This window comes from Pseudomonas kermanshahensis (genome assembly GCF_014269205.2).
Lineage (GTDB): Bacteria > Pseudomonadota > Gammaproteobacteria > Pseudomonadales > Pseudomonadaceae > Aquipseudomonas > Aquipseudomonas kermanshahensis.
In genome coordinates this window covers 1,502,868-1,526,263 of record NZ_JABWRY020000001.1, presented here as the reverse complement: position 1 = coordinate 1,526,263, position 23,396 = coordinate 1,502,868, and the positions used below count along the sequence as shown (strand labels likewise).

The following is a 23,396-nucleotide window of genomic DNA, read 5'->3' as shown; positions in this document are numbered from 1 at the left end:
CGGCGGCCTGGCTTCATTCTCTACGTTGACTCAAAGCGACCGAGACCATGACAGCGGACACCGCTATTTATATTCCGCCTTACAAGGCTGACGACCAGGATGTGGTCGTCGAATTGCACAACCGTTTTGGTGCCGACGCCTTCGTCGCCCAGGAAACCCGCACCGGCATGCCGGTGCTGTGGGTAAAACGTGCACAGCTCAAAGAAGTACTCAGCTTCCTGCGCAACGTCGCCAAGCCATACAGCATGCTGTACGACCTGCATGGCGTCGACGAGCGCCTGCGCACCCAGCGCCGCGGCCTGCCCGCTGCCGATTTCAGCGTGTTCTACCACCTATTGTCGGTCGAGCGTAACAGCGACGTGATGATCAAGGTGTCGCTCAGCGAAGGCGACCTGAACCTGCCGACCGTGACCGGCATCTGGCCTAACGCCAACTGGTACGAGCGCGAAGTCTGGGACATGTTCGGCATCGACTTTGCCGGCCACCCGCACCTGAGCCGCATCATGATGCCGCCCACCTGGGAAGGCCACCCGCTGCGCAAGGACTACCCAGCCCGCGCCACCGAGTTCGACCCCTACAGCCTGACCCTGGCCAAGCAGCAGCTTGAAGAGGAATCGGCACGTTTCAACCCGGAAGCCTGGGGTATGAAGCGCCAGGGCGCCAACGAGGACTACATGTTCCTCAACCTCGGCCCCAACCACCCCTCTGCCCACGGTGCGTTCCGTATCGTCCTGCAGCTGGACGGTGAAGAGATCGTCGACTGCGTCCCGGACATCGGCTACCACCACCGTGGCGCCGAGAAGATGGCCGAGCGCCAGTCCTGGCACAGTTTCATCCCCTACACCGACCGTATCGACTACCTCGGCGGGGTGATGAACAACCTGCCGTACGTACTGGCGGTAGAGAAGCTGGCCGGCATCAAGGTGCCGCAGAAGGTCGACGTGATTCGCATCATGCTCGCCGAGTTCTTCCGCATCACCAGCCACCTGCTGTTCCTGGGTACCTACATCCAGGACGTCGGCGCCATGACCCCGGTGTTCTTCACCTTCACCGACCGCCAGCGCGCCTACACCGTGATCGAAGCCATCACCGGTTTCCGCCTGCACCCGGCCTGGTACCGCATCGGTGGCGTCGCCCACGACCTGCCGCGCGGCTGGGACAAGCTGGTCAAGGACTTCGTCGACTGGCTGCCTAAGCGCCTCGACGAATACACCAAGGCCGCCCTGCAGAACAGCATCCTCAAGGGCCGTACCGTCGGCGTCGCCGCGTACAACACCAAGGAAGCGCTGGAATGGGGCACCACCGGTGCCGGCCTGCGTTCCACCGGTTGCGACTTCGACCTGCGTAAAGCGCGCCCGTATTCCGGCTACGAAAACTTCGAGTTCGAAGTACCGCTGGCCCACAACGGCGATGCCTACGATCGCTGCATGGTCCGTGTCGAGGAGATGCGTCAGAGTATCCGCATCATCGACCAGTGCCTGCGCAACATGCCGGAAGGCCCGTACAAGGCGGATCACCCGCTGACCACGCCGCCGCCGAAAGAGCGCACCCTGCAGCACATCGAAACCTTGATCACACACTTCCTGCAAGTCTCGTGGGGCCCGGTCATGCCGGCCAACGAGTCGTTCCAGATGATCGAAGCGACCAAGGGCATCAACAGTTACTACCTGACGAGCGATGGCGGCACCATGAGCTACCGCACCCGGATCCGTACCCCGAGCTACCCGCACCTGCAGCAGATCCCTTCGGTGATCAAAGGCAGCATGGTCGCCGACCTCATTGCGTACCTGGGCAGTATCGACTTCGTTATGGCTGACGTGGACCGCTAAGCATGAACAGCACGCTTATCCAGACAGACCGTTTCGCCCTGAGCGAAACCGAGCGCTCGGCCATCGAGCACGAGATGCATCACTACGAGGACCCGCGCGCGGCGTCCATCGAAGCCTTAAAGATCGTCCAAAAGGAACGTGGCTGGGTGCCGGACGGCGCCATTCACGCCATCGGCGAAGTGCTGGGCATCCCGGCCAGTGACGTCGAGGGCGTGGCTACGTTCTACAGCCAGATCTTCCGTCAGCCGGTCGGCCGCCACATCATCCGTGTGTGCGACAGCATGGTCTGCTACATCGGTGGCCACGAGTCGGTGGTCAGCCAGATCCAAAGCGAACTGGGCATCGGCCTCGGCCAGACCACCGCCGACGGGCGCTTCACCCTGCTGCCGGTCTGCTGCCTGGGCAACTGCGACAAGGCCCCGGCCCTGATGATCGACGATGACACCTTTGGCGACGTGCAGCCTGCTGGCGTTTCCAAACTGCTGGAGGGTTACGTATGACCATTACTTCCTTCGGCCCGGCCAACCGCATCGCGCGTTCGGCCGAAACCCACCCACTGACCTGGCGTCTGCGTGACGACGGCGAGCCGGTGTGGCTTGCCGAGTACCAGGCCAAGAACGGTTACGCTGCTGCCCGCAAGGCACTGAGCGAGATGTCGCAAGACGACATCGTGCAGAACGTCAAAGACTCCGGCCTCAAGGGCCGCGGCGGCGCAGGCTTCCCCACGGGTGTGAAGTGGGGCCTGATGCCTAAAGACGAATCCATGAACATCCGCTACCTGCTGTGCAACGCGGACGAAATGGAGCCGAACACCTGGAAGGACCGCATGCTGATGGAGCAACAGCCCCATCTGCTGGTCGAGGGCATGCTGATCAGCGCCCGCGCCCTGAAGGCCTACCGCGGCTACATCTTCCTGCGTGGCGAGTACACCACCGCAGCGAAAAACCTAAACCGCGCCATCGACGAAGCCAAGGCCGCTGGCCTCCTGGGCAAAAACATCCTGGGCTCGGGCTTTGACTTCGAGCTGTTCGTGCACACCGGTGCCGGCCGCTACATCTGCGGTGAAGAAACCGCACTGATCAACTCGCTGGAAGGCCGTCGCGCCAACCCACGCTCCAAGCCGCCCTTCCCTGCCGCCGTTGGCGTATGGGGCAAGCCGACCTGCGTGAACAACGTCGAGACCCTGTGCAACGTGCCGGCCATCGTCGCCAACGGCAACGACTGGTACAAGTCGCTGGCCCGCGAAGGCAGCGAAGACCACGGCACCAAGCTGATGGGCTTCTCCGGCAAGGTGAAAAACCCTGGCCTGTGGGAACTGCCATTCGGCGTCACCGCCCGTGAGCTGTTCGAAGACTACGCCGGCGGCATGCGCGACGGCTTCAAGCTCAAGTGCTGGCAGCCAGGTGGCGCCGGTACCGGCTTCCTGCTGCCCGAGCACCTCGACGCACAGATGTACGCCGGCGGCATCGCCAAGGTTGGCACCCGGATGGGGACTGGCCTGGCCATGGCGGTCGACGACAGCATCAACATGGTCTCGCTGCTGCGCAACATGGAAGAGTTCTTCGCCCGCGAATCGTGCGGATGGTGCACCCCATGCCGTGACGGCCTGCCGTGGAGCGTGAAAATGCTGCGCTCGCTGGAGCAAGGCCAAGGCCGCGCCGAAGACATCGAGACCCTGCTGGGCCTGGTCAACTTCCTCGGCCCAGGCCGTACCTTCTGTGCTCACGCACCGGGTGCCGTCGAGCCGTTGGGCAGTGCCATCAAATACTTCCGCTCCGAGTTCGAGGCCGGTGTCGCCCCAGCCAGTGCTGCCGATGCCCTGCGCCCGAACCTGGCCAAGCCAGTACCGAGCGGGCCGATCGTGGTCGGCGCATAACAAGATGAGCTGCGGGTGGTCCGTGCCACCCGCCAGCCTGCAGGCCGGCCCGAACGATTCGCGGCGGGCCGCAGGCGTACAGATTTCCATTAGCCACGCCCGCTCACGCGGGCCAACGAAGAACTTTGAACAATGGCCACTATCCACGTAGACGGCAAAGCGCTCGAAGTCAACGGTGCAGACAACCTGTTACAGGCGTGTCTGTCGCTCGGCCTCGACATCCCTTATTTCTGCTGGCACCCCGCGCTAGGTAGCGTTGGCGCCTGCCGGCAGTGCGCGGTCAAGCAGTACACCGACGAAAACGACACCCGTGGTCGTATCGTCATGTCCTGCATGACCCCTGCCTCCGACGGCACCTGGATCTCCATCGAAGATGAAGAGTCCAAGGCGTTTCGCGCCAGCGTCGTCGAATGGCTGATGACCAACCACCCGCACGACTGCCCAGTGTGCGAGGAAGGCGGTCACTGCCACCTGCAGGACATGACGGTAATGACCGGCCACAACGAGCGCCGCTACCGTTTCACCAAGCGTACCCACCAGAACCAGGACCTCGGCCCGTTCATCGCACACGAGATGAACCGCTGCATCGCCTGCTACCGCTGCGTGCGCTACTACAAGGACTACGCAGGCGGTACCGACCTGGGTGTCTATGGCGCCCACGACAACGTGTACTTCGGCCGCGTTGAAGACGGCGTGCTGGAAAGCGAGTTCTCCGGCAACCTGACCGAGGTCTGCCCGACCGGCGTGTTCACCGACAAGACCCACTCCGAGCGCTACAACCGCAAGTGGGACATGCAGTTCGCACCGAGCATCTGCCACGGCTGCTCCAGTGGCTGCAACATCAGCCCCGGCGAGCGCTACGGTGAACTGCGTCGCATCGAAAACCGCTTCAACGGCTCGGTCAACCAGTACTTCCTGTGCGACCGCGGCCGCTTCGGTTATGGCTACGTCAACCGCACCGACCGCCCCCGCCAGCCACGCCTGGCCGATGGCACCAAGCTGAGCCTGGACGCCGCACTGGACAAGGCCGCCGACCTGCTGCGCGGGCGCACCATCGTCGGTATCGGCTCGCCGCGCGCCAGCCTCGAAAGCAACTACGGCCTGCGTGAGCTGGTCGGTGCCGACTACTTCTATTCGGGCATGGAAGCGGGCGAACTGGCCCGTGTGCGCCTGGCCCTGAACGTGCTGAACAACAGCCCGCTGCCGGTGCCGACCCTGCGCGACATCGAAGACCACGACGCTGTGTTCGTGCTTGGCGAAGACCTGACCCAGACCGCCGCCCGCGTTGCCCTGTCCGTACGCCAGGCCACCAAAGGCAAGGCCGAAGCCATGGCCGAGGCGATGAAAGTGCAGCCTTGGCTGGACGCCGCGGTGAAAAACATCGGCCAGCACGCGCTGTACCCGCTGTTCATCGCCAGCCTGGCTGAAACCAAGCTGGATGACGTCGCTGAAGAATGCGTACACGCAGCCCCGGCTGATCTGGCCCGCATCGGCTTCGCCGTGGCCCACGCCATCGACCCGAGCGCCCCGGCCGTTGCAGGCCTGGACGAAGAAGCCAAGGCCCTGGCCCAGCGCATCGCCGATGCCCTGGTTGCGGCCAAGCGCCCATTGGTAGTTGCCGGTACCTCGCTGGCCGACCCGGCGCTGATCGAAGCCGCCGCCAACATCGCCAAGGCCCTGAAGCTGCGCGAGAAAAACGGTTCGCTGAGCCTGGTCGTGCCTGAAGCCAACAGCTTCGGCCTGGCGATGCTGGGCGGTGAGTCCGTCGATGCCGCGCTGGACGCGGTCATCAGCGGCAAAGCCGACGCCATCGTGGTCCTGGAAAACGACCTGTACACCCGCGTCTCGGCCGCCAAGGTCGATGCCGCCCTGGCTGCAGCCAAAGTCGTGATCGTTGCCGACCATTCCAACACCGCCACCCTGGAACGCGCTCACCTGGTGCTGCCGGCAGCCTCGTTCGCCGAAGGCGACGGCACCCTGGTCAGCCAGGAAGGCCGCGCCCAGCGCTTCTTCCAGGTGTTCGACCCGCAATACCTGGACAGCAGCATTCTGGTCCACGAAGGCTGGCGCTGGATGCACGCCCTGCGTGCGACCCTGCTGAACAAGCCGGTCGACTGGACCCAACTGGACCACGTCACCAGCGCCTGCGCCGAAGCCGCCCCACAACTGGCTGGCATCGTCAACGCAGCGCCTTCCGCCGCGTTCCGCATCAAGGGCATGAAACTGGCCCGTGAGCCGCTGCGCTACTCCGGCCGTACCGCCATGCGCGCCAACATCAGCGTGCACGAGCCGCGTACCCCGCAAGACAAGGACACCGCGTTCGCCTTCTCGATGGAAGGTTACTCGGGCTCCGTCGAACCGCGCCAACAAGTGCCGTTCGCCTGGTCGCCGGGCTGGAACTCGCCGCAAGCCTGGAACAAGTTCCAGGACGAGGTCGGTGGCCATCTGCGTGCCGGTGACCCGGGCGTGCGCCTGATCGAATCGCAAGGTGATCGCCTGAACTGGTTCAACGCCATCCCGGGCGCATTCAACCCGGCCCGTGGCACCTGGACCGCCGTGCCGTTCTTCCACCTGTTCGGCAGCGAAGAGAACTCCTCGCGCGCCGCCCCGGTACAAGAGCGCATCCCAGCTGCCTACGTTGGCCTGGCCAAGTCCGAAGCGGACCGCCTGGGCGTCAACGAAGGTGCGCTGCTCAGCCTCAACGTGGCGGGCGTGGCACTGCGTCTGCCGCTGCGCATCAATGAAGAGCTGGGCGCTGGCCTGGTCGCGCTGCCGAAAGGCCTGGCTGGCATTCCGCCTGCCATCTTCGGTGCACCCGTCGAAGGCCTGCAGGAGGCAGCACAATGAGCTGGTTCACCCCCGAAGTGATCGATGTGATCATCCAGGTCGTCAAGGCTATCGTGGTGCTGCTGGCCGTAGTCGTCTGCGGTGCGCTGCTCAGCTTCGTCGAGCGCCGCCTGCTGGGCTGGTGGCAGGACCGCTACGGTCCTAACCGTGTCGGCCCGTTCGGCATGTTCCAGATCGCCGCCGACATGCTGAAGATGTTCTTCAAGGAAGACTGGAACCCGCCCTTCGTCGACAAGATGATCTTCACCCTGGCGCCGGTCGTGGCCATGAGCGCCCTGCTGATCGGCTTCTCGATCATCCCGATCACACCGGGCTGGGGCGTCGCCGACCTGAACATCGGCCTGCTGTTCTTCTTCGCCATGGCCGGCCTGTCGGTGTACGCCGTGCTGTTCGCCGGTTGGTCGTCGAACAACAAGTACGCGTTGTTGGGCAGCCTGCGGGCCTCGGCACAGACCGTCTCGTACGAGGTGTTCCTGGGCCTGGCGCTGATGGGCGTGGTGGTGCAGGTGGGTTCGTTCAACATGCGCGACATCGTTGAATACCAGGCCCAGAACCTGTGGTTCATCATTCCGCAGTTCTTCGGCTTCTGCACCTTCTTCATCGCTGGCGTCGCCGTGACTCACCGTCACCCGTTCGACCAGCCGGAAGCGGAACAGGAACTGGCCGACGGCTACCACATCGAGTATGCCGGCATGAAATGGGGCATGTTCTTCGTCGGTGAGTACATCGGCATCATCCTCATCTCGGCGCTGCTGGTGACCCTGTTCTTCGGCGGCTGGCACGGTCCGTTCGACCTGCTGCCTCAGGTGCCGTTCCTGTGGTTCGCGCTGAAGACCGCGTTCTTCATCATGCTGTTCATCCTGCTGCGCGCCTCGATCCCGCGCCCACGCTATGACCAGGTGATGGACTTCAGCTGGAAGTTCTGCCTGCCGCTGACCCTGATCAATTTGCTGGTGACCGCTGCGATCGTGCTTTACAACACGCCAGCCGTCGCGGCCCAGTGAGGATTTGACCCATGTTCAAGTATATCGGCGACATCGTTAAGGGCACCGGCACTCAGCTGCGCAGCCTGGCCATGGTGTTCTCCCACGGGTTCCGCAAGCGCGACACCCTGCAGTACCCCGAAGAAGCGGTGTACCTGCCGCCGCGCTACCGCGGCCGCATCGTCCTCACCCGCGACCCCGACGGCGAGGAGCGCTGCGTAGCGTGCAACCTCTGCGCGGTGGCCTGCCCGGTCGGCTGCATTTCGCTGCAGAAGGCCGAGACCGAGGACGGTCGTTGGTACCCCGAGTTCTTCCGCATCAACTTCTCGCGCTGCATCTTCTGCGGCCTGTGCGAAGAGGCGTGCCCGACCACCGCGATCCAGCTGACTCCGGATTTCGAAATGGCCGAGTTCAAGCGTCAGGACCTGGTGTACGAGAAAGAAGATCTGCTGATCTCCGGCCCCGGCAAGAACCCTGACTACAACTTCTACCGTGTTGCGGGTATGGCGATCGCTGGCAAGCCGAAAGGTTCTGCACAGAACGAAGCCGAGCCGATCAACGTGAAGAGCTTGCTCCCATAAGGACAGAAAGATGGAATTCGCTTTCTACTTCGCATCCGGGATCGCCGTGGTCTCCACCCTTCGGGTGGTGACCGGCACCAACCCCGTGCACGCCCTGCTCTACCTGATCATTTCGCTGATTTCCGTGGCAATGATCTTCTTCGCCCTGGGTGCGCCGTTCGCCGGCGCCCTGGAAGTGATCGCCTACGCCGGCGCCATCATGGTGCTGTTCGTCTTCGTGGTAATGATGCTCAACCTGGGGCCGGCGTCGGTCGCCCAGGAGCGCGGCTGGCTCAAGCCTGGCATATGGGCCGGGCCGGTGATCCTCGCCGCCCTGCTGCTGCTCGAGCTGCTGTACGTGCTGTTCGTCACCCCAAGCGGCGCAGCCATCAGCGGTACCACCGTGGACGCCAAGGCCGTGGGCATCAGCCTGTTCGGCCCGTACCTGCTGGTGGTCGAACTGGCGTCGATGCTGCTGCTCGCCGCAGCCGTCACCGCCTTCCACCTGGGCCGCGTTGAGGCGAAGGAGTAAATCATGGGTGCTATCCCTCTCGAGCATGGTCTGGCGGTCGCCGGCATCCTGTTCTGCTTAGGTCTGGTTGGCCTGATGGTCCGCCGCAACATCCTCTTCGTGCTCATGAGCCTGGAAGTCATGATGAACGCCTCTGCCCTGGCGTTCATCGTCGCCGGTGCCCGTTGGGTCCAACCCGACGGCCAGGTGATGTTCATTCTGGTGATCAGCCTGGCAGCCGCCGAGGCCAGTATTGGCCTGGCTATCCTGCTGCAGCTGTATCGCCGCTTCCACACTCTCGACATCGATGCTGCCAGTGAGATGCGCGGATGAACCTTATCTTCCTGACTTTCGTCTTCCCCCTGATCGGCTTCTTGCTGTTGTCGTTCTCGCGCGGGCGGTTCTCGGAGAACCTGTCCGCCCTGATCGGCGTCGGCTCGGTGGGCCTCTCGGCCGCGACAGCCGCCTACGTCATCTGGCAGTTCAATGTCGCCCCGCCTGAAGGCGGTGCGTACAGCCAGCTGTTGTGGCAGTGGATGTCGGTGGACGGCTTTGCGCCGAACTTCACCCTGTACGTGGACGGCCTGTCGGTCACCATGCTCGGCGTGGTCACCGGCGTAGGCTTCCTGATCCACCTGTTCGCGTCCTGGTACATGCGTGGCGAAGCCGGTTACTCGCGCTTCTTCTCGTACACCAACCTGTTCATCGCCAGCATGCTGTTCCTGGTGCTGGGCGATAACCTGCTGTTCATCTACTTCGGCTGGGAAGGCGTGGGCCTGTGCTCGTACCTGTTGATCGGTTTCTACTACAGCAACCGCAACAACGGTAACGCAGCACTCAAGGCCTTCATCGTCACCCGTATCGGCGACGTGTTCATGGCTATCGGCCTGTTCATCCTGTTCGCCCAGCTGGGTACCCTGAACGTGCAGGAACTGCTGGTGCTGGCACCGCAGAAGTTCCAGGCGGGTGACACCTGGATGGTCCTGGCTACCCTGATGCTGCTGGGTGGCGCGGTCGGTAAATCGGCCCAGCTGCCGCTGCAGACCTGGCTGGCCGACGCAATGGCGGGCCCGACCCCGGTTTCGGCACTGATCCACGCCGCAACCATGGTGACCGCGGGCGTATACCTGATCGCCCGTACCAACGGCCTGTTCCTGCTGGCGCCGGACGTCCTGCACCTGGTCGGCGTAGTCGGCGGTGTGACCCTGGTACTGGCCGGCTTCGCCGCGCTGGTTCAGACCGACATCAAGCGTATCCTCGCCTACTCGACCATGAGCCAGATCGGCTACATGTTCCTGGCCCTGGGCGTTGGCGCCTGGGACGCGGCGATCTTCCACCTGATGACCCACGCCTTCTTCAAGGCCCTGCTGTTCCTTGCCTCCGGTGCGGTGATCGTTGCCTGCCACCACGAGCAGAACATCTTCAAGATGGGCGGCCTGTGGAAGAAACTGCCGCTGGCCTACGCCAGCTTCGTGGTCGGTGGTGCCGCCCTGGCTGCCCTGCCGATCGTCACCGTGGGCTTCTATTCCAAGGACGAGATCCTCTGGGAAGCCTTCGCCAGCGGCAACACCGGTTTGCTGTACGCCGGCCTGGTCGGTGCGTTCATGACCTCGCTGTACACCTTCCGCCTGATCTTCATCGCCTTCCACGGCGAAGCCAAGACCGAAGCCCACGCGGGCCACGGCATCAGCCACTGGCTGCCGCTGGGCGTGCTGATCGTGCTGTCGACCTTCGTAGGCGCCTGGATCACCCCGCCACTGGCCGGTGTACTGCCTGAAAGCGCCGGCCATGCCGGTGGCGACGCCAAGCACTCGCTGGAGATCGCCTCGGGTGCCATCGCCATCGCCGGTATCCTGCTGTCGGCCCTGCTGTTCCTGGGCAAGCGTCGTTTCGTCAGCGCCGTCGCCAACAGCAGCATCGGCCGCGTCCTGTCGGCCTGGTGGTTCGCTGCCTGGGGCTTCGACTGGATCTACGACAAGCTCTTCGTCAAACCTTACCTGCTGATCAGCCACATCCTGCGCAAGGACCCGGTTGACCGCAGTATCGGCCTGATCCCTCGGATGGCCCGTGGCGGCCACGTCGCCATGAGCAAGACCGAGACCGGCCAGCTGCGTTGGTACACCGCCTCGATCGCCGTCGGCGCCGTGCTGGTACTCGGCGCTGTGGTAGTGGCCGCGGTATGACTATGAATCTTGCGACTTTGCCAAAGGAAACCAACCCGTCATGATTTTGCCTTGGCTGATCCTGATCCCCTTCATCGGCGGCTTCCTGTGCTGGCTGGGTGAGCGCTTCGGCGCCACCCTGCCGCGCTGGATCGCGCTGCTGACCATGTCCCTGCTGCTCGGCATCGGCCTGTACCTGTGGGGCACCGGCGACTACACCCTGGCCCCTGCTCCGGGCGCCGAACCTGCCTGGGCACTCGAATACAAAGTCGAGTGGATCAAGCGCTTCGGCATCAGCATCCACCTGGCCCTCGACGGCCTGTCGCTGCTGATGATCCTGCTGACCGGCCTGCTCGGTGTACTGTCGGTACTGTGCTCCTGGAAAGAGATCCAGCGCCACGTCGGCTTCTTCCACCTCAACCTGATGTGGATCCTGGGCGGTGTGGTCGGTGTGTTCCTGGCCCTGGACCTGTTCCTGTTCTTCTTCTTCTGGGAAATGATGCTGGTGCCGATGTATTTCCTCATCGCGCTCTGGGGTCACAGCTCCGCAGACGGCAAGAAGACCCGGATCTACGCTGCAACCAAGTTCTTCATCTTCACCCAGGCCAGCGGCCTGATCATGCTGGTGGCGATCCTTGGCCTGGTGCTGGTCAACTACAACACCACCGGCGTACTCACCTTCAACTACAGCGATCTGCTCAAGGCCGAACTGCCGGCCGGTGTCGAGTACGTGCTGATGCTGGGCTTCTTCATCGCCTTCGCGGTCAAGCTGCCGGTGGTGCCGTTCCACTCCTGGCTGCCTGATGCGCACGCCCAGGCACCGACTGCAGGTTCCGTGGACCTGGCGGGTATCTTGCTGAAGACGGCGGCCTACGGCCTGCTGCGCTTCGCCCTGCCGTTGTTCCCGAACGCCTCGGCCGAGTTTGCGCCGATCGCCATGACCCTGGGCCTGATCGGTATCTTCTACGGTGCCTTCCTGGCCTTCGCGCAAACCGACATCAAGCGCCTGATCGCCTTCTCCAGCGTTTCGCACATGGGCTTCGTGCTGATCGGTATCTACTCCGGCAGCCAGCAAGCCCTGCAAGGCGCGGTGATCCAGATGCTGGCCCACGGCCTGTCGGCAGCCGCGCTGTTCATCCTGTCCGGCCAGCTGTACGAGCGCCTGCACACCCGTGACATGCGTCAAATGGGCGGCCTGTGGCACCGCATCGCCTACCTGCCTGCGATCAGCCTGTTCTTCGCCGCCGCATCGCTGGGCCTGCCAGGCACCGGCAACTTCGTCGGCGAGTTCCTGATCCTGATCGGCAGCTTCGCCAGCGTGCCGTGGATCACCGTGATCGCCACCACCGGCCTGGTCTTCGGCTCGGTCTACTCGCTGATCATGATCCACCGCGCCTACTTCGGCCCAAGCAAAAGCGACGCCGTGCTGGCCGGCATGGACGGCCGCGAGCTGATCATGGTGCTGGGCCTGGCAGTGCTGCTGATCGTGCTTGGTGTGTACCCGCAGCCGTTCCTCGACACTTCTGCCGCCACCATGAGCGGTGTGCAGCAGTGGCTTGGTTCCGCTTTCACTCAACTCGCTTCGGCCCGGTAAGAGCGCTATGGAATTCACCACTCAACACTTCATCGCATTGGCGCCGATGCTGATCACCACCATCACCACGGTGGTGGTGATGCTGGCGATCGCCTGGAAGCGCAACCACTCGCAGACCTTCCTACTGTCCACCGTGGGCCTGAACCTGGCCTTGCTGTCGATCTTGCCAGCACTGAAGGTCGCGCCCCTGGCGGTGACCTCGCTGATCACCATCGACAAGTTCGCCTGCCTGTACATGGCGATCATCCTAGTGGCCACGCTGGCCTGCGTCACGCTGGCCCATGCCTACCTTGGCGAAGGCGCCAAAGGCTTCCCGGGCAACCGTGAAGAACTCTACCTGCTGCTGCTGATGTCGGCACTGGGTGGCCTGGTGCTGGTCAGTGCCAACCACCTGGCCGGCCTGTTCATCGGCCTGGAGTTGCTGTCGGTGCCGGTCTATGGCCTGGTGGCGTATGCCTTCTTCAACAAGCGTTCGCTGGAAGCCGGCATCAAGTACATGGTGCTGTCGGCTGCAGGTTCTGCCTTCCTGCTGTTCGGCATGGCATTGCTTTACGCCGATGCCGGTAGCCTGAGCTTCGACCAGATCGGTAAAGCCCTGGCAGCCACCAACATGCCAAGCCTGGTCGCACAACTGGGCCTGGGCATGATGCTGGTCGGCCTGGCCTTCAAGCTGTCGCTGGTGCCGTTCCACCTGTGGACCCCGGACGTGTACGAAGGTGCTCCGGCGCCCGTCGCTGCGTTCCTGGCCACCGCCAGCAAGGTTGCGGTATTCGCCGTGGTCGTGCGCCTGTTCATGCTCTCCCCTGCTGCCAGCAGCGGCGTGCTAAGCACCGTTCTGGCGGTGATCGCGGTGGCTTCGATCCTGGTCGGTAACCTGTTGGCACTGACCCAGAGCAACCTCAAGCGTCTGCTGGGTTACTCGTCGATCGCCCACTTCGGTTACCTGGTCATCGCCCTGGTCGCCAGCAAGGGCCTGGCCCTGGAAGCCATGGGCGTGTACCTGGTCACCTACGTGATCACCAGCCTGGGTGCCTTCGGCGTCATCACGTTGATGTCCTCGCCTTACGGCGGCCGTGATGCTGACGCCCTGTACGAGTACCGTGGCCTGTTCTGGCGCCGTCCGTACCTGACTGCCGTGCTGACCGTGATGATGCTGTCGCTGGCCGGCATCCCGCTGACTGCAGGCTTCATCGGCAAGTTCTACATCATCGCCACCGGCGTCGAGTCGCACCTGTGGTGGCTGGTCGGCGCCTTGGTGATCGGTAGCGCCATCGGTGTTTACTACTACCTGCGCGTCATGGTCACCCTGTACCTGGTCGAGCCAAACCTGCGTCGTCACGATGCCCCGCTGAAGTGGGAACAGCGCACCGGCGGCGTCATGCTGCTGGCCATCGCTATCCTGGCCTTCGTGCTCGGTGTGTACCCGCAACCGCTGCTGGAAATGGTTCAGCAGGCCGGCCTGCAACTGATCGGCTGATCAGCCCTGCAAGACAAAACACCCCGCTCATGCGGGGTGTTTTTTTTTCTGCGCCAAAGGGGCTGTCTACTCGACCGCTTCAGGCAATGCGGCCCTGCGCAGGTCGCCATTGGCCGATGGCAGGTGGACTTCAGGGTTGGGCATACCGCTGGGAGAAAGTTCATGGGTCATTTCAAACTCGGCTCGCACTGACCAGCCACAGGCCTCGGTGGTGCATTGCAGGTAGGCGACCCGAAGAAATATATGGCGCCCCTCACTGGTACGTATGCGCATACGGCTGTTGCAATGCGGGCAGACCAGCTTATACGTACTCACGATAGGCACCTGCTGGCATTACATACGCTGTTGATCTGTGAGAATGATCGTTTAGTTGTGTCAGTATTTACTGCATAAGTGACTGTATTCTTCGGTTTGATGCTTCTCATTGCAGAAATGCTCCTTAAAAACGCAGGGCTGTATTCATAGCGATTAGTTTAAGCCCATGGAATATCATTAAACCAGACATGGATATTTGTTATGAGTACTAACTTGCTCTCGCCTGTACTTGCGCGCCTGAAGCTTTTGATGGGGTGCAAGACCGATGCTGAGCTATCCAGAGCGCTGGCCATCAGCCCGCAGACGTTGAGCAGCTGGAAGGTTCGCGACAGCATTCCATACTCAATATGCATAGAAATCGCCAGGCAGCATGCGTGCTCCCTCGACTGGCTGCTGCTGGGTGAACCTGTTCAACATCGCAACGCTGAAAAGGATGACTGGGAGTGGGACATGCTCGAGCGGCTACGCACGCTTTCTGCAGACGACCGCCAGGCGGTGCTGCTGCTCATCCAGGACAAACAACGTATCCAACAACTGGAACAGCAACTGAGCGCGCTTGCCAAACACCTGCCTGAAACCCTCAGCCGTTAACCTCTGCGTCGCCAACGCTGGATGATTTCCTTCGGGTCCAGCGCATCCAGCGAAGCCATGACCTTTAGGCTGATCGGGATTACCACCACGGCTGCCACGAAGGCAGCCATGCCACGGGTAAGCATGGGTGCCAGGGACGTCACCAAGGGCTCGAACAGGTGGCCCACACCTACGGTCACGAACACCAGCAGCCCTTTCTTGCAGATCGTAAGCCGCCTGGATGTGTTGGTGATCAAGCGGTCTCGGGCCGCGCTGACCAACAGGGCCCCCAACAACGCGCTGAACAGGACCGTGCCATCCATGCCCACTAGCTCCAAAGCGGCCACGAACAGGCCCTCGAACAATGTGCATTCACGCATAAGCACCTCCCCTGCGCGACGCCTTCCGGTGGGGAACTTCGCGCAGATCTCGCAGGATCGAGGCCTCTACAAAGCGCGTGTAACAAACCAGCAGTGCCCGCCCATGATCGTGCCCAGACACATCCTCCAGACGCTTATAGCCCCGCTCACGCAGTGCCGCGCGCCAACGCGCGAACTCTCGCGCTGCATCGATAGCGGCGCATTGTGCTGCAACCTCGAAATGCGCCTGGCTGGTATCGGGCCGAAGCTGCAAGCGCTCACGCAATGCCGACAGCTCCAGGCGCGGCCAGAACGGGTCATGGCAGTCTGGGAACCGGGGCCCTTCGGCAGTAGGTTCAAGATGAGTTGCTGGACGCTGATTCATGTTCATCCCCCTCACTGCTCGGCGAGCATGCCGTAGCGAATCGCCCTGATGACGGCCGCCACGCGTGTAGGCACATCGAACTTGCGCAAGATATTGGCAACGTGAAAGTTCACCGTTGACTCCTTGCACTCCAGTATCTGGCCAATTTCCCACGAGCTCTTGCCGTAGGCACACCACAGCAATACCTGCCGCTCACGCGGCGTCAGGTGGATGGGTGAATCCGAGAGGGATTCGAGCGAGTGTCGTGCGTTGTCATTCATCGTTGAACTCCACGAGTGTTTGAGAGAGGCATCACTGCCGATCTGCAAACACCTTACGAAGCACCCCGCCCCCCTCCAGCCGAGCAACTTGTAAAGAACTTGCCTACAAAACCGTCTGACGAAGGTTGCGCGAGATTTACTGCAGTTCTTCGTGCTCCAAGCGCCGTTTCGCTCGTCTCAACGCCGTTGTCCATTCGCCTTTCGCCTGGAGTCGTACGATGCGTTCCGTTTTACCCCTCTCGTCTTGCCTTGGCCTGCTGGCTGCCATCACCGCCACGCCACCGGCCCTGGCCGCACAATCGGTCGAGTTGGGCCAGGTGCTGATCACCGACGAGGAGCAAAGCGAACTGACGGCCGCCAGCGAGCGTTTGCGCGAAATCCCAGGCGCCAGCAACCTGGTGGACATGCAGCGTGTGGGGCAAGGCCGGGTCGCCAGTAACCAGGATGTACTCGCCTACCAGCCTGGCGTGTTCGCGCAGTCGGCGGGCAATGACGGTATCAAGCTGTCGATCCGTGGGTCGGGCATCAACCGGGCACCCGGGGCGCACGGCTCCGGGGTCTATACGATGTTCGACGGTTTGCCGCTCACCGGCCCAGGCGGTACCCCATACGAGCTGTTCGAGCCCCTGTGGCTGAGCCGTGCCGAGGTTTTGCGCGGGGCCAATGGCTTCGATCAAGGCGCCCTGGCCCTGGGGGGCGCCATCAACTACGTCACCCATACCGGCTACGATGCCGCGCCCTTGCAGGTGCGATACGAGGTCGGCAGCCGCGGCTATCAGCATCGGCACATCAGCTCTGGGCAGGTGCTGGGCAACCTCGATTACTACGTGGCGCTGACCGACTCGGAATACGACGGCTATCAGGTGCACAGCAGTGGCAGTGCCAAAGGTATTGCCGCGAACGTCGGCTACCGTTTCAACCCGAACCTGGAAACGCGTTTCTACCTGCGCTACCGGGAAACCGAGAACGACCTGGCCGGGCGCCTGACCAAGGACCAGATCAAGCATGACCCGCGTGCCGCCAACGCGGCCTACCTGGCGCGCGACGACAGCCGCCCGCAACCGGGCAGCACCTGGGTGGCCAACAAGACCACCTTCTACCTCAAGGACGATGCCCGGGTGGAAGCCGGGCTGGTCTATCACGACTTCCCAATGGACCTGCGCGAAGGCCCGATGCGCCTGAAGGTCGCTTACACCGATGTCAGCGGCACCCTAAACTACTTCCGCCGCGACACCCTGCTGGGTCGCGAGAGCAAAACCACCCTAGGCTGGCGAACCACCAAACACCTGCCCAACAGTGGTGCTTCGCAATTTGCCCGCACCAGCGGCGATAACTTCGGCGCACGCAGCCGCGACTTCAGCTACCAGGGCTCGGACACCGTGTTACATGCAGGCAACGATCTGGAGCTGATCCCGGACCTGTGGCTGACCACCGGCCTGGCGATGATCTATACCCGCCGCGAAAGCGACGTCAGCTACCCGCTCACGGGTGGCAAGGTCAGCCAGCATGACTGGGACTACGCGCCGCGCCTGGGCCTGCGCTACGACATCAGCCCGCAACTGCAGGTTTACGGCAACCTGAGCCGCTCGGTCGAGCCGCCCCACCCCTGGTCGCTGATCTGGAGCTCACCGGTAGCGACGCAGCCGATCGACCTGCAAAATCAGACAGCCACCACGCTGGAGCTCGGCGCGCGCGGCGACTCGGCGTTGGGGCGTTGGGACCTGGCCTGGTATTACTCGCAAGTGCGCCACGAACTGTTGGCCGTGGAAATCGTGCCAGGCCTGCCGGCCAAAGAGATCAATGCCAGCGCCACCGTGCACCAGGGTGTCGAGGCAGGCCTGGACACTACGCTGTGGGAGCAAGCAGGCACAGGCAAGCTGAGCCTGCGCCAGGCCTACACCTTCAGTGACTTCCACTACCGTGACGACGAGCAGTTCGGTGACAACCGCCTGCCAGGCATCCCCATGCACTACTACCAGGGTGAGCTGCGTTATGACTGGCCCAACGGCTTCTATGCCGGGGTCAACACGCAGATGGCGTCGAAGGTGCAGGTGGATTATGCCAACAGCTATCACGCCGACGCCTATGCCTTGCTGGGCGCGCGCCTGGGCTGGGACTCACCGAAACAGGACTGGCAGACCTGGCTGGACCTGCGCAACCTGACCAACAAACGCTACGCCGCGACAGTAACGCCAGGCTACAACGACGCCGGGCAGGACATTGCCCGCTCGACGCCGGGTGAAGGGTTTGGGGTTTATGCGGGGGTTTCCTACAGCTTCCGATAAACGCCGGGGCCGCCATGCGCCCCCGCACCTGAACAGGGCTTCAGACCGCCCTGTTCAACTTCACCCACGCAGCGAACTTGTCGACAAACCCCTGCAGAAACGGCCGCGTCTTATCGTTGAGTTTGCCGGATTCCTCGAACAGGTTCGCCGCGCCCCCTAGGTACGCCTCAGGCATCTGCATGCAAGGCATATCGAGAAACACCAGCGACTGGCGCACGGCATGGTTGGCACCAAAGCCGCCAATGGCCCCCGGCGACACACTCACCACTGCCGTCGGCTTGCCGCTCCAAGCGCTTTCGCCATAAGGGCGTGAGCCAACATCGATTGCGTTCTTCAGGCAACCCGGCACCGAACGGTTGTACTCCGGCGTGACGAACAGCACTGCGTCACTGCGGCTAATCTCGTCACGAAAGCGCTTCCAGGACGCTGGCGCGGTGGCCTCGACGTCTTCGTTATATAGGGGCAGATCGCCAATCTCGACAATCTTCAAGGCAAGGCTGGACGGCGCCAGCTCCGAAAGTGCGCGGGCTACCTTGCGGTTGTAGGAATCCTTGCGCAAGCTGCCGACGACGACCGCTACCGAATACACCTGGCTCATGGCGATTTCCAACCTTTGCTGGCTAAGAGGACGTTGTAGTTATAGATGACCGTTTCTCGGCGCTTTGGTTTTTTTTCCACCCGGCGAAAACTTCCGGGTATCTTGTACGGTCTATGTTTCCAGACATTTCTTACGTAATTCAGAGGTTTTCACCCAAATGGCAGCAGTAATGGTCGGCCAATTCCACGCCCGTGACGCCGAAGGCCGCATCTACCCCGTCCACGAGTTCCAAGAGTCGACCCTCCAGGTCGACGGCAGCACATTGGGCGCGCCAATCACTACCTATCGCCTGGCCATCGGCGATCGGGTCAACCACCTGGGCGAAAACCGTTTCGAGCTGGCACAGACCGGCGTCGAGATCATTCGTATTCCTTGATGCAATCCACGGTGTAGCGACCGTTTTCGTTCTGCAGGCCATGCACGTCGGCGACAAATCCGGGGAAGCCATCGTTGAACGCCCGGGCAAATGCCAGGTAGTCGAGTATCGAGCGGGTCGCTTCGGTGAACCGCTCTCCCGGCATGATCAACGGAATGCCCGGCGGATACGGCACCAGCATCACCGCCGCTACCCGTCCCAGCAGGGCCTCGATCGGGACGGCCTCCACTTCGCCGCGCACCATCTGGTCATACGCCCGGGCCGGGCTGACAGCCACCTCCGGCAAACGCGTGAACAGCCGCTTGAGCTGCTTGGCCGTGGCATTGGCGCGGTAGCATTCGTGCAACTGGTCACACAGGTCGCGCAGCCCTATCCCCTGATAACGTGAGGCATCGGCTGCCACCACACTGGGCAGGCAGGCGCTCAACCGCGTGTTGCCATCGTAGTGGCGCTTGAACTCCAGCAACTCGGTCAGCAAGGTGCTCCATTTGCCCTTGGTGATGCCCATGGAGAACAGCACCAGGAAGCTGTACAGGCCGGTCTTTTCTACCACCAGCCCACGCTCCCAGAGAAACTTGCTGACCACCGCTGCCGGAATACCCTGTTCGCCCAGCACACCGCCTGCGCTCAAACCGGGCATGACCAAGGTCACCTTCAGCGGGTCGAGCAGCACGTAGTTGCCCGCCACCTCCCCAAAACCATGCCACTCTGCCCCTGGCTGCAGCAGCCAGTCCTGCGCGGCCAGGTGCTGGATGCCTTCTGCCGTCGGCGGCTGCCAGATGCTGAACCACCAGTCGGCGGCAGCGATGTGCGTACGCAAATTGGCCAGCGCGCGGCGAAAGCTCAGCGCCTCGTCGAACATTTCTTGCAACAGCGAGCGCCCGGCCGGCCCTTCCATCATGGTCGAGGCCACGTCCAGCGACGCCAGGATGCTGTACTGCGGCGAGGTCGAGATGTGCATCATGAACGCTTCATTGAAGCGGTCCCGGTCCAGCTGGCGCCTGGCGCCGTCCTGCACATGAATCATCGACGCCTGGCTGAACGCCGCCAGCAACTTGTGCGTGGAATGGGTGCTGAACACCAGCGGGCTGTCGGCCGCGCAAGCCGTGCCCATGGCGTAGCGCCCCTCGAAGAACTCATGAAACGCCGCATAAGCGAACCAGGCCTCGTCAAAGTGCAGCACCTCGACGCTGGCACCGAGCGTCTGCTTGATCAGCCCGGCGTGATAGCACAGTCCGTCGTAGGTGGAATTGGTCACCACCGCCAGCTTGATGCGCTGCCCGCGGTCACGGGCCAGGGGGTTGGCCTGGATCTTTGCCTGGATCGAAGCTGGGCTGAATTCACTGAGCGGGATCGGGCCGATGATGCCCAACTCATTGCGTTCCGGGCAAAGATAGATCGGGATGGCCCCGGTCATGATGATCGCGTGGACCACCGACTTGTGGCAGTTGCGGTCCACCAGCACCAGGTCATCACGGCCGACCATGGCGTGCCAGACGATCTTGTTGGCGGTGGAGGTGCCGTTGATCACGAAGAAGGTGTGGTCGGCACCAAAATTACGCGCGGCCCTGGCCTCTGCCTGGGCCAGCGGGCCGGTGTGATCAAGCAACGAACCCAGCTCTGGCACCGAGACTGACAAGTCCGAGCGCAGGGTGTTTTCCCCAAAAAACTGATGGAAGGCTTGGCCAACAGGGCTCTTGTGATAGGCCACGCCGCCGCCGTGGCCCGGTGTATGCCAGGAGTAATTGGATTGCGCGGTGTGCTGCACCAGGGCTTTGAAAAAGGGCGGCAGCAGGCCGTCGAGGTAGCCGTGGGCAGCGCGGGCCACCTGGCGTGCGAGAAACGGCACGGTGTCTTCGAACAGATACAGAATGCCGCGCAACTGGTTCAGCTCGCTCATGACCTCGGCGGGGGCGTTTTCCAGGGTGACCTGTTCGCCCAAGGCGAAAATCGGCAGGTCTGGCGCGCGCAAGCGGGCCAGGCGAATCAGCTCGGCCATGTTCTGCAGCAGGTGGGTGTTTTCGCCCACGCCTTCGGCTGCGATCAGCATGCAGGCAAGGCCGTGGTGGGTGGCGGCGACCAGTCGCGCTTCGGCGTGGTCCGCTGCGGCCAAAATGGCAAAGCCATCCTGGCTCAACTCTTCGGCAATCCCCCGTATGCGGTCACCGGCGACGCTGTCGGCCTTGATCGCACGGTGGACGATGAGGATGGGGAACTTGAGGTCCTTGTACATCAGGCAACTACCTCTGAAGGACGGGCTGTCCTTTTCAGGGTAGTTGCAGGTGCGGCCTTGTGTGCTGGGGTTTAGCCCGCAGAGGCCTCGGTCAACGCCTGCCACATCGAAGGCGCCCCGGCCGACTTGGCAATTGCCGCCAACCGCTCGGCATGCGCCTCGAGCTCTTCGGCACTGGCCATGATCACCCGCCCGGGCGCACGGCCGGTAATGCGGCGAATCTCGCTGCCGCCACTGCCCTGCCCTTCGTTATCACCTTCAGCGCCATTGCCAGCCAGCGACAGGCTGGTCTGGCCACCGGTCATCGCCAGGTAGACGTCGGCCAGCAGTTCCGAGTCGAGCAAAGCGCCGTGCAGCTCACGGCCCGAGTTGTCGATGTCGTAGCGTTTGCACAGGGCGTCGAGGCTGTTGCGCTGCCCCGGGTGCCGGGAACGCGCCAGCAGCAGGGTATCGAGTATGGTGCAATGCTGCGAAAGGTCGGCGCGGTCGTGCTGGCCCAGCAGGGCGAACTCGTTGTTGATGAAGCCGACGTCGAACGCCGCGTTGTGGATGACCAGCGTGGCGCCCTGGATGAATTCGAAGAACTCCTCGGCGACCTCGGCGAACCGCGGCTTGCCGATCAGGAAGGTGTCGGTGATGCCGTGAACACCAATGGCGCCTTCGTCACTCTCGCGATCGGGTTGCAGGTAGACGTGGAAATGCCGCCCGGTCAGGCGACGGCCAATGACCTCGACACAACCGATCTCGATGATGCGATGGCCTTCACTGACCGGCATACCGGTGGTTTCGGTATCGAGAATGACCAGGCGTTTATCTTGCTGCTGCTCCACGCGGGGGCTCCCACTTGCTTCAGTGACAAAAGTGACAAAGCCGAGGATTGTACCCCAGCTCAGCGCGCGGCGCGCACCTCATCCACCCCACGGTTGGCCAGCTGGTCGGCGCGTTCGTTGCCCGGGTGGCCAATGTGGCCGCGCACCCACTTCCAGCTCACCTTGTGCCGGTTGACCTGTTCGTCGAGCAGTTGCCAAAGGTCGGCGTTTTTCACCGGCTCCTTGGCGGCGGTCTTCCAGCCGCGCTTCTTCCAGTTGACCATCCATTCGTTGATGCCCTTCATCACGTACTGCGAGTCGGTGGTCAGCACCACCTCGCATTCACGCTTGAGCGACATCAGGCCCTGGATCGCGGCCATCAGCTCCATGCGGTTGTTGGTGGTCTCGCGTTCGCCGCCCCACAGTTCCTTCTCGACGCCCTTGTAGATCATCAGCACGCCCCAGCCGCCAGGGCCCGGGTTGCCCTTGCAGGCGCCATCGGTAAACATTTCGACGCTATCGCTCATGTACCACTCTTGTTCAGTGCTTTTCAGAATCAGGATTGGCCGCCGTACGGTTGACCTTGGCCAGCGGCAGCGGCAGCAGTTTGCCCATGGGTTCGCGGCGCTCCAGGCGCAACGGCCGCAGGCCGACCACCATCTTGCGCGCCACCAGCAGGTAGACGCCGCCGCCCGAGGTTTGCCAGTTGCCTGCCGCGCGTTCCCAGCCCGCCAGGCGTTGCTGCCAGGCCGGCGAGGCAAGCGGCGGACGATAGCACCCGAAGCGGCGTTTCTCCAGCGCGAAGCCCAGCAGGTTGAGCCAGTCGCCCACCCGCGACGCCGAGATACAGCGCGCCTTGCGCAGGGCGCCATGGCTGAACAGGTGGCGCATGCCCCACCCGCTCCAGGGGTTGATACCGATGATCAGCAGATGCCCACCCGGGCGAACGGCGCTGGCGGCCTCGCGCAACAGGCCATGGGGTGACAGGCTGAAGTCCAGGCCATGCTGCAGCACCACCACGTCGGCGGCGTGCTCGCTCAACGGCCAGGCTTGCTCCTCACAGACGATCTCCACCCCCGGCAGCGGTGCCCCGAGGCGCACGTTGCGTTGCACCTGAGGGGCGCTGGGCGGCGCTTCGGCGCAGGGCCCATAGTGCACCAGGTAACCGCCAAAGAAGCGCCCGAGCTCTTCTTCCAGCAGTTTTTCTTCTTCCTTGAGCATCAGTTGCCCGAGCGGGCCGTTGAACCACTCACGGGCCAGGCTGATCAGCTCGACCCAGTCGGGGTCGGCCTGGGCAAAGGCTTGGTCGGTCATTGCGTTCTCCCTCGAAGGTTCTCGCGCCACGCCATCGCGGCTAAGATGCCCTC

General features: G+C 62.9%; 23 protein-coding genes. 14 read left to right on the top strand and 9 right to left on the bottom strand.

Going from position 1 to position 23,396, the window contains the following annotated elements:
* Window positions 1-47: 47 nt before the first annotated feature.
* The 11 genes from nuoC (at window position 48) to nuoN (ending at window position 13,839) form a co-directional block, all read left to right on the top strand.
* On the top strand, window positions 48-1,829 hold the full coding sequence (gene nuoC, locus HU764_RS07020; RefSeq protein WP_027592809.1) for an NADH-quinone oxidoreductase subunit C/D: 1,782 nt from the start codon (window positions 48-50) through the stop codon (window positions 1,827-1,829).
* 2 nt (window positions 1,830-1,831) lie between these two features.
* Complete coding sequence (nuoE, locus tag HU764_RS07015) at window positions 1,832-2,329, top strand: NADH-quinone oxidoreductase subunit NuoE (RefSeq protein ID WP_003251433.1); 498 nt, start codon at window positions 1,832-1,834, stop codon at window positions 2,327-2,329.
* Window positions 2,326-3,705: an NADH-quinone oxidoreductase subunit NuoF gene (gene nuoF / locus HU764_RS07010; RefSeq protein ID WP_027592811.1), complete on the top strand. Its 1,380-nt coding sequence runs from the start codon at window positions 2,326-2,328 to the stop codon at window positions 3,703-3,705. Before nuoE ends, nuoF begins: the two co-directional genes overlap by 4 nt.
* 132 nt (window positions 3,706-3,837) lie before the next feature.
* Window positions 3,838-6,552: an NADH-quinone oxidoreductase subunit NuoG gene (nuoG, locus tag HU764_RS07005; protein ID WP_099454799.1), complete on the top strand. Its 2,715-nt coding sequence runs from the start codon at window positions 3,838-3,840 to the stop codon at window positions 6,550-6,552.
* Entirely contained in the window at window positions 6,549-7,556 is a 1,008-nt protein-coding gene (gene nuoH, locus HU764_RS07000; protein WP_027592813.1) for an NADH-quinone oxidoreductase subunit NuoH, read from the top strand. The genes nuoG and nuoH overlap by 4 nt, the downstream gene beginning before the upstream one ends.
* Before the next feature lie 11 nt (window positions 7,557-7,567).
* A complete protein-coding gene (gene nuoI / locus HU764_RS06995) occupies window positions 7,568-8,116 on the top strand; it encodes an NADH-quinone oxidoreductase subunit NuoI (RefSeq protein WP_027592814.1) in 549 nt (182 codons plus the stop codon).
* A 10-nt stretch (window positions 8,117-8,126) separates the two neighbouring features.
* Entirely contained in the window at window positions 8,127-8,627 is a 501-nt protein-coding gene (gene nuoJ / locus HU764_RS06990; protein ID WP_186680785.1) for an NADH-quinone oxidoreductase subunit J, read from the top strand.
* A 3-nt stretch (window positions 8,628-8,630) separates the two neighbouring features.
* Window positions 8,631-8,939: an NADH-quinone oxidoreductase subunit NuoK gene (gene nuoK, locus HU764_RS06985; RefSeq protein WP_008096201.1), complete on the top strand. Its 309-nt coding sequence runs from the start codon at window positions 8,631-8,633 to the stop codon at window positions 8,937-8,939.
* On the top strand, window positions 8,936-10,789 hold the full coding sequence (gene nuoL / locus HU764_RS06980) for an NADH-quinone oxidoreductase subunit L (RefSeq protein WP_027592816.1): 1,854 nt from the start codon (window positions 8,936-8,938) through the stop codon (window positions 10,787-10,789). The genes nuoK and nuoL overlap by 4 nt, the downstream gene beginning before the upstream one ends.
* Window positions 10,790-10,829: 40 nt before the next feature.
* Window positions 10,830-12,362: an NADH-quinone oxidoreductase subunit M gene (gene nuoM / locus HU764_RS06975; protein WP_186680783.1), complete on the top strand. Its 1,533-nt coding sequence runs from the start codon at window positions 10,830-10,832 to the stop codon at window positions 12,360-12,362.
* Between the two features lie 7 nt (window positions 12,363-12,369).
* A complete protein-coding gene (gene nuoN, locus HU764_RS06970) occupies window positions 12,370-13,839 on the top strand; it encodes an NADH-quinone oxidoreductase subunit NuoN (RefSeq protein ID WP_085272593.1) in 1,470 nt (489 codons plus the stop codon).
* A gap of 66 nt (window positions 13,840-13,905) precedes the next feature.
* Here the strand turns inward: nuoN and HU764_RS06965 are convergent, their stop codons facing one another.
* Window positions 13,906-14,154 (bottom strand): Ogr/Delta-like zinc finger protein, encoded by a 249-nt coding sequence (locus HU764_RS06965; RefSeq protein WP_081717454.1) that lies wholly within the window; start codon window positions 14,152-14,154, stop codon window positions 13,906-13,908.
* A gap of 201 nt (window positions 14,155-14,355) precedes the next feature.
* Between HU764_RS06965 and HU764_RS06960 the strand changes: the two genes are divergently transcribed.
* A complete protein-coding gene (locus HU764_RS06960) occupies window positions 14,356-14,745 on the top strand; it encodes a helix-turn-helix domain-containing protein (RefSeq protein ID WP_186703711.1) in 390 nt (129 codons plus the stop codon).
* Here HU764_RS06960 and HU764_RS06955 read toward each other — a convergent pair.
* Genes HU764_RS06955 through HU764_RS06945 form a run of 3 tightly spaced genes read right to left on the bottom strand, consistent with a single transcriptional unit; the run spans window position 14,742 to window position 15,728 of the window.
* The gene (locus HU764_RS06955; RefSeq protein ID WP_186680776.1) at window positions 14,742-15,104 is read right to left on the bottom strand and encodes a hypothetical protein; all 363 of its coding nucleotides are present in this window, start codon (window positions 15,102-15,104) and stop codon (window positions 14,742-14,744) included. The two genes, HU764_RS06960 and HU764_RS06955, sit on opposite strands and share 4 nt — an antisense overlap.
* Window positions 15,097-15,468: a head completion/stabilization protein gene (locus HU764_RS06950; protein ID WP_186703710.1), complete on the bottom strand. Its 372-nt coding sequence runs from the start codon at window positions 15,466-15,468 to the stop codon at window positions 15,097-15,099. Before HU764_RS06950 ends, HU764_RS06955 begins: the two co-directional genes overlap by 8 nt.
* A gap of 11 nt (window positions 15,469-15,479) precedes the next feature.
* Window positions 15,480-15,728 carry a helix-turn-helix domain-containing protein gene (locus HU764_RS06945; protein ID WP_186680774.1) on the bottom strand — a complete coding sequence of 83 codons (249 nt, stop codon included), beginning with the start codon at window positions 15,726-15,728 and terminating at the stop codon, window positions 15,480-15,482.
* A gap of 218 nt (window positions 15,729-15,946) precedes the next feature.
* On the opposite strand from HU764_RS06945, the gene HU764_RS06940 reads away from it, so the two are divergent.
* Window positions 15,947-18,013, top strand: a complete 2,067-nt coding sequence (locus HU764_RS06940; protein WP_186703709.1) for a TonB-dependent receptor family protein — start codon at window positions 15,947-15,949, stop codon at window positions 18,011-18,013.
* A 40-nt stretch (window positions 18,014-18,053) separates the two neighbouring features.
* Here HU764_RS06940 and HU764_RS06935 read toward each other — a convergent pair whose 3' ends face one another.
* The gene (locus tag HU764_RS06935) at window positions 18,054-18,611 is read right to left on the bottom strand and encodes an NADPH-dependent FMN reductase (protein WP_027592823.1); all 558 of its coding nucleotides are present in this window, start codon (window positions 18,609-18,611) and stop codon (window positions 18,054-18,056) included.
* A 157-nt stretch (window positions 18,612-18,768) separates the two neighbouring features.
* Between HU764_RS06935 and HU764_RS06930 the strand changes: the two genes are divergently transcribed.
* Window positions 18,769-18,987 carry a hypothetical protein gene (locus HU764_RS06930; RefSeq protein ID WP_027592824.1) on the top strand — a complete coding sequence of 73 codons (219 nt, stop codon included), beginning with the start codon at window positions 18,769-18,771 and terminating at the stop codon, window positions 18,985-18,987.
* Here HU764_RS06930 and HU764_RS06925 read toward each other — a convergent pair.
* The 4 genes from HU764_RS06925 to HU764_RS06910 form a co-directional block, all read right to left on the bottom strand.
* Window positions 18,971-21,220 (bottom strand): Orn/Lys/Arg family decarboxylase, encoded by a 2,250-nt coding sequence (locus HU764_RS06925; RefSeq protein ID WP_186680767.1) that lies wholly within the window; start codon window positions 21,218-21,220, stop codon window positions 18,971-18,973. The genes HU764_RS06930 and HU764_RS06925 overlap by 17 nt on opposite strands.
* Window positions 21,221-21,291: 71 nt before the next feature.
* Complete coding sequence (gene dnaQ / locus HU764_RS06920) at window positions 21,292-22,050, bottom strand: DNA polymerase III subunit epsilon (RefSeq protein WP_085272590.1); 759 nt, start codon at window positions 22,048-22,050, stop codon at window positions 21,292-21,294.
* A 59-nt stretch (window positions 22,051-22,109) separates the two neighbouring features.
* Window positions 22,110-22,556 (bottom strand): ribonuclease HI, encoded by a 447-nt coding sequence (rnhA, locus tag HU764_RS06915; RefSeq protein WP_027592827.1) that lies wholly within the window; start codon window positions 22,554-22,556, stop codon window positions 22,110-22,112.
* A 13-nt stretch (window positions 22,557-22,569) separates the two neighbouring features.
* Window positions 22,570-23,343 (bottom strand): class I SAM-dependent methyltransferase, encoded by a 774-nt coding sequence (locus HU764_RS06910; protein WP_186680764.1) that lies wholly within the window; start codon window positions 23,341-23,343, stop codon window positions 22,570-22,572.
* Window positions 23,344-23,396: the final 53 nt, after the last annotated feature.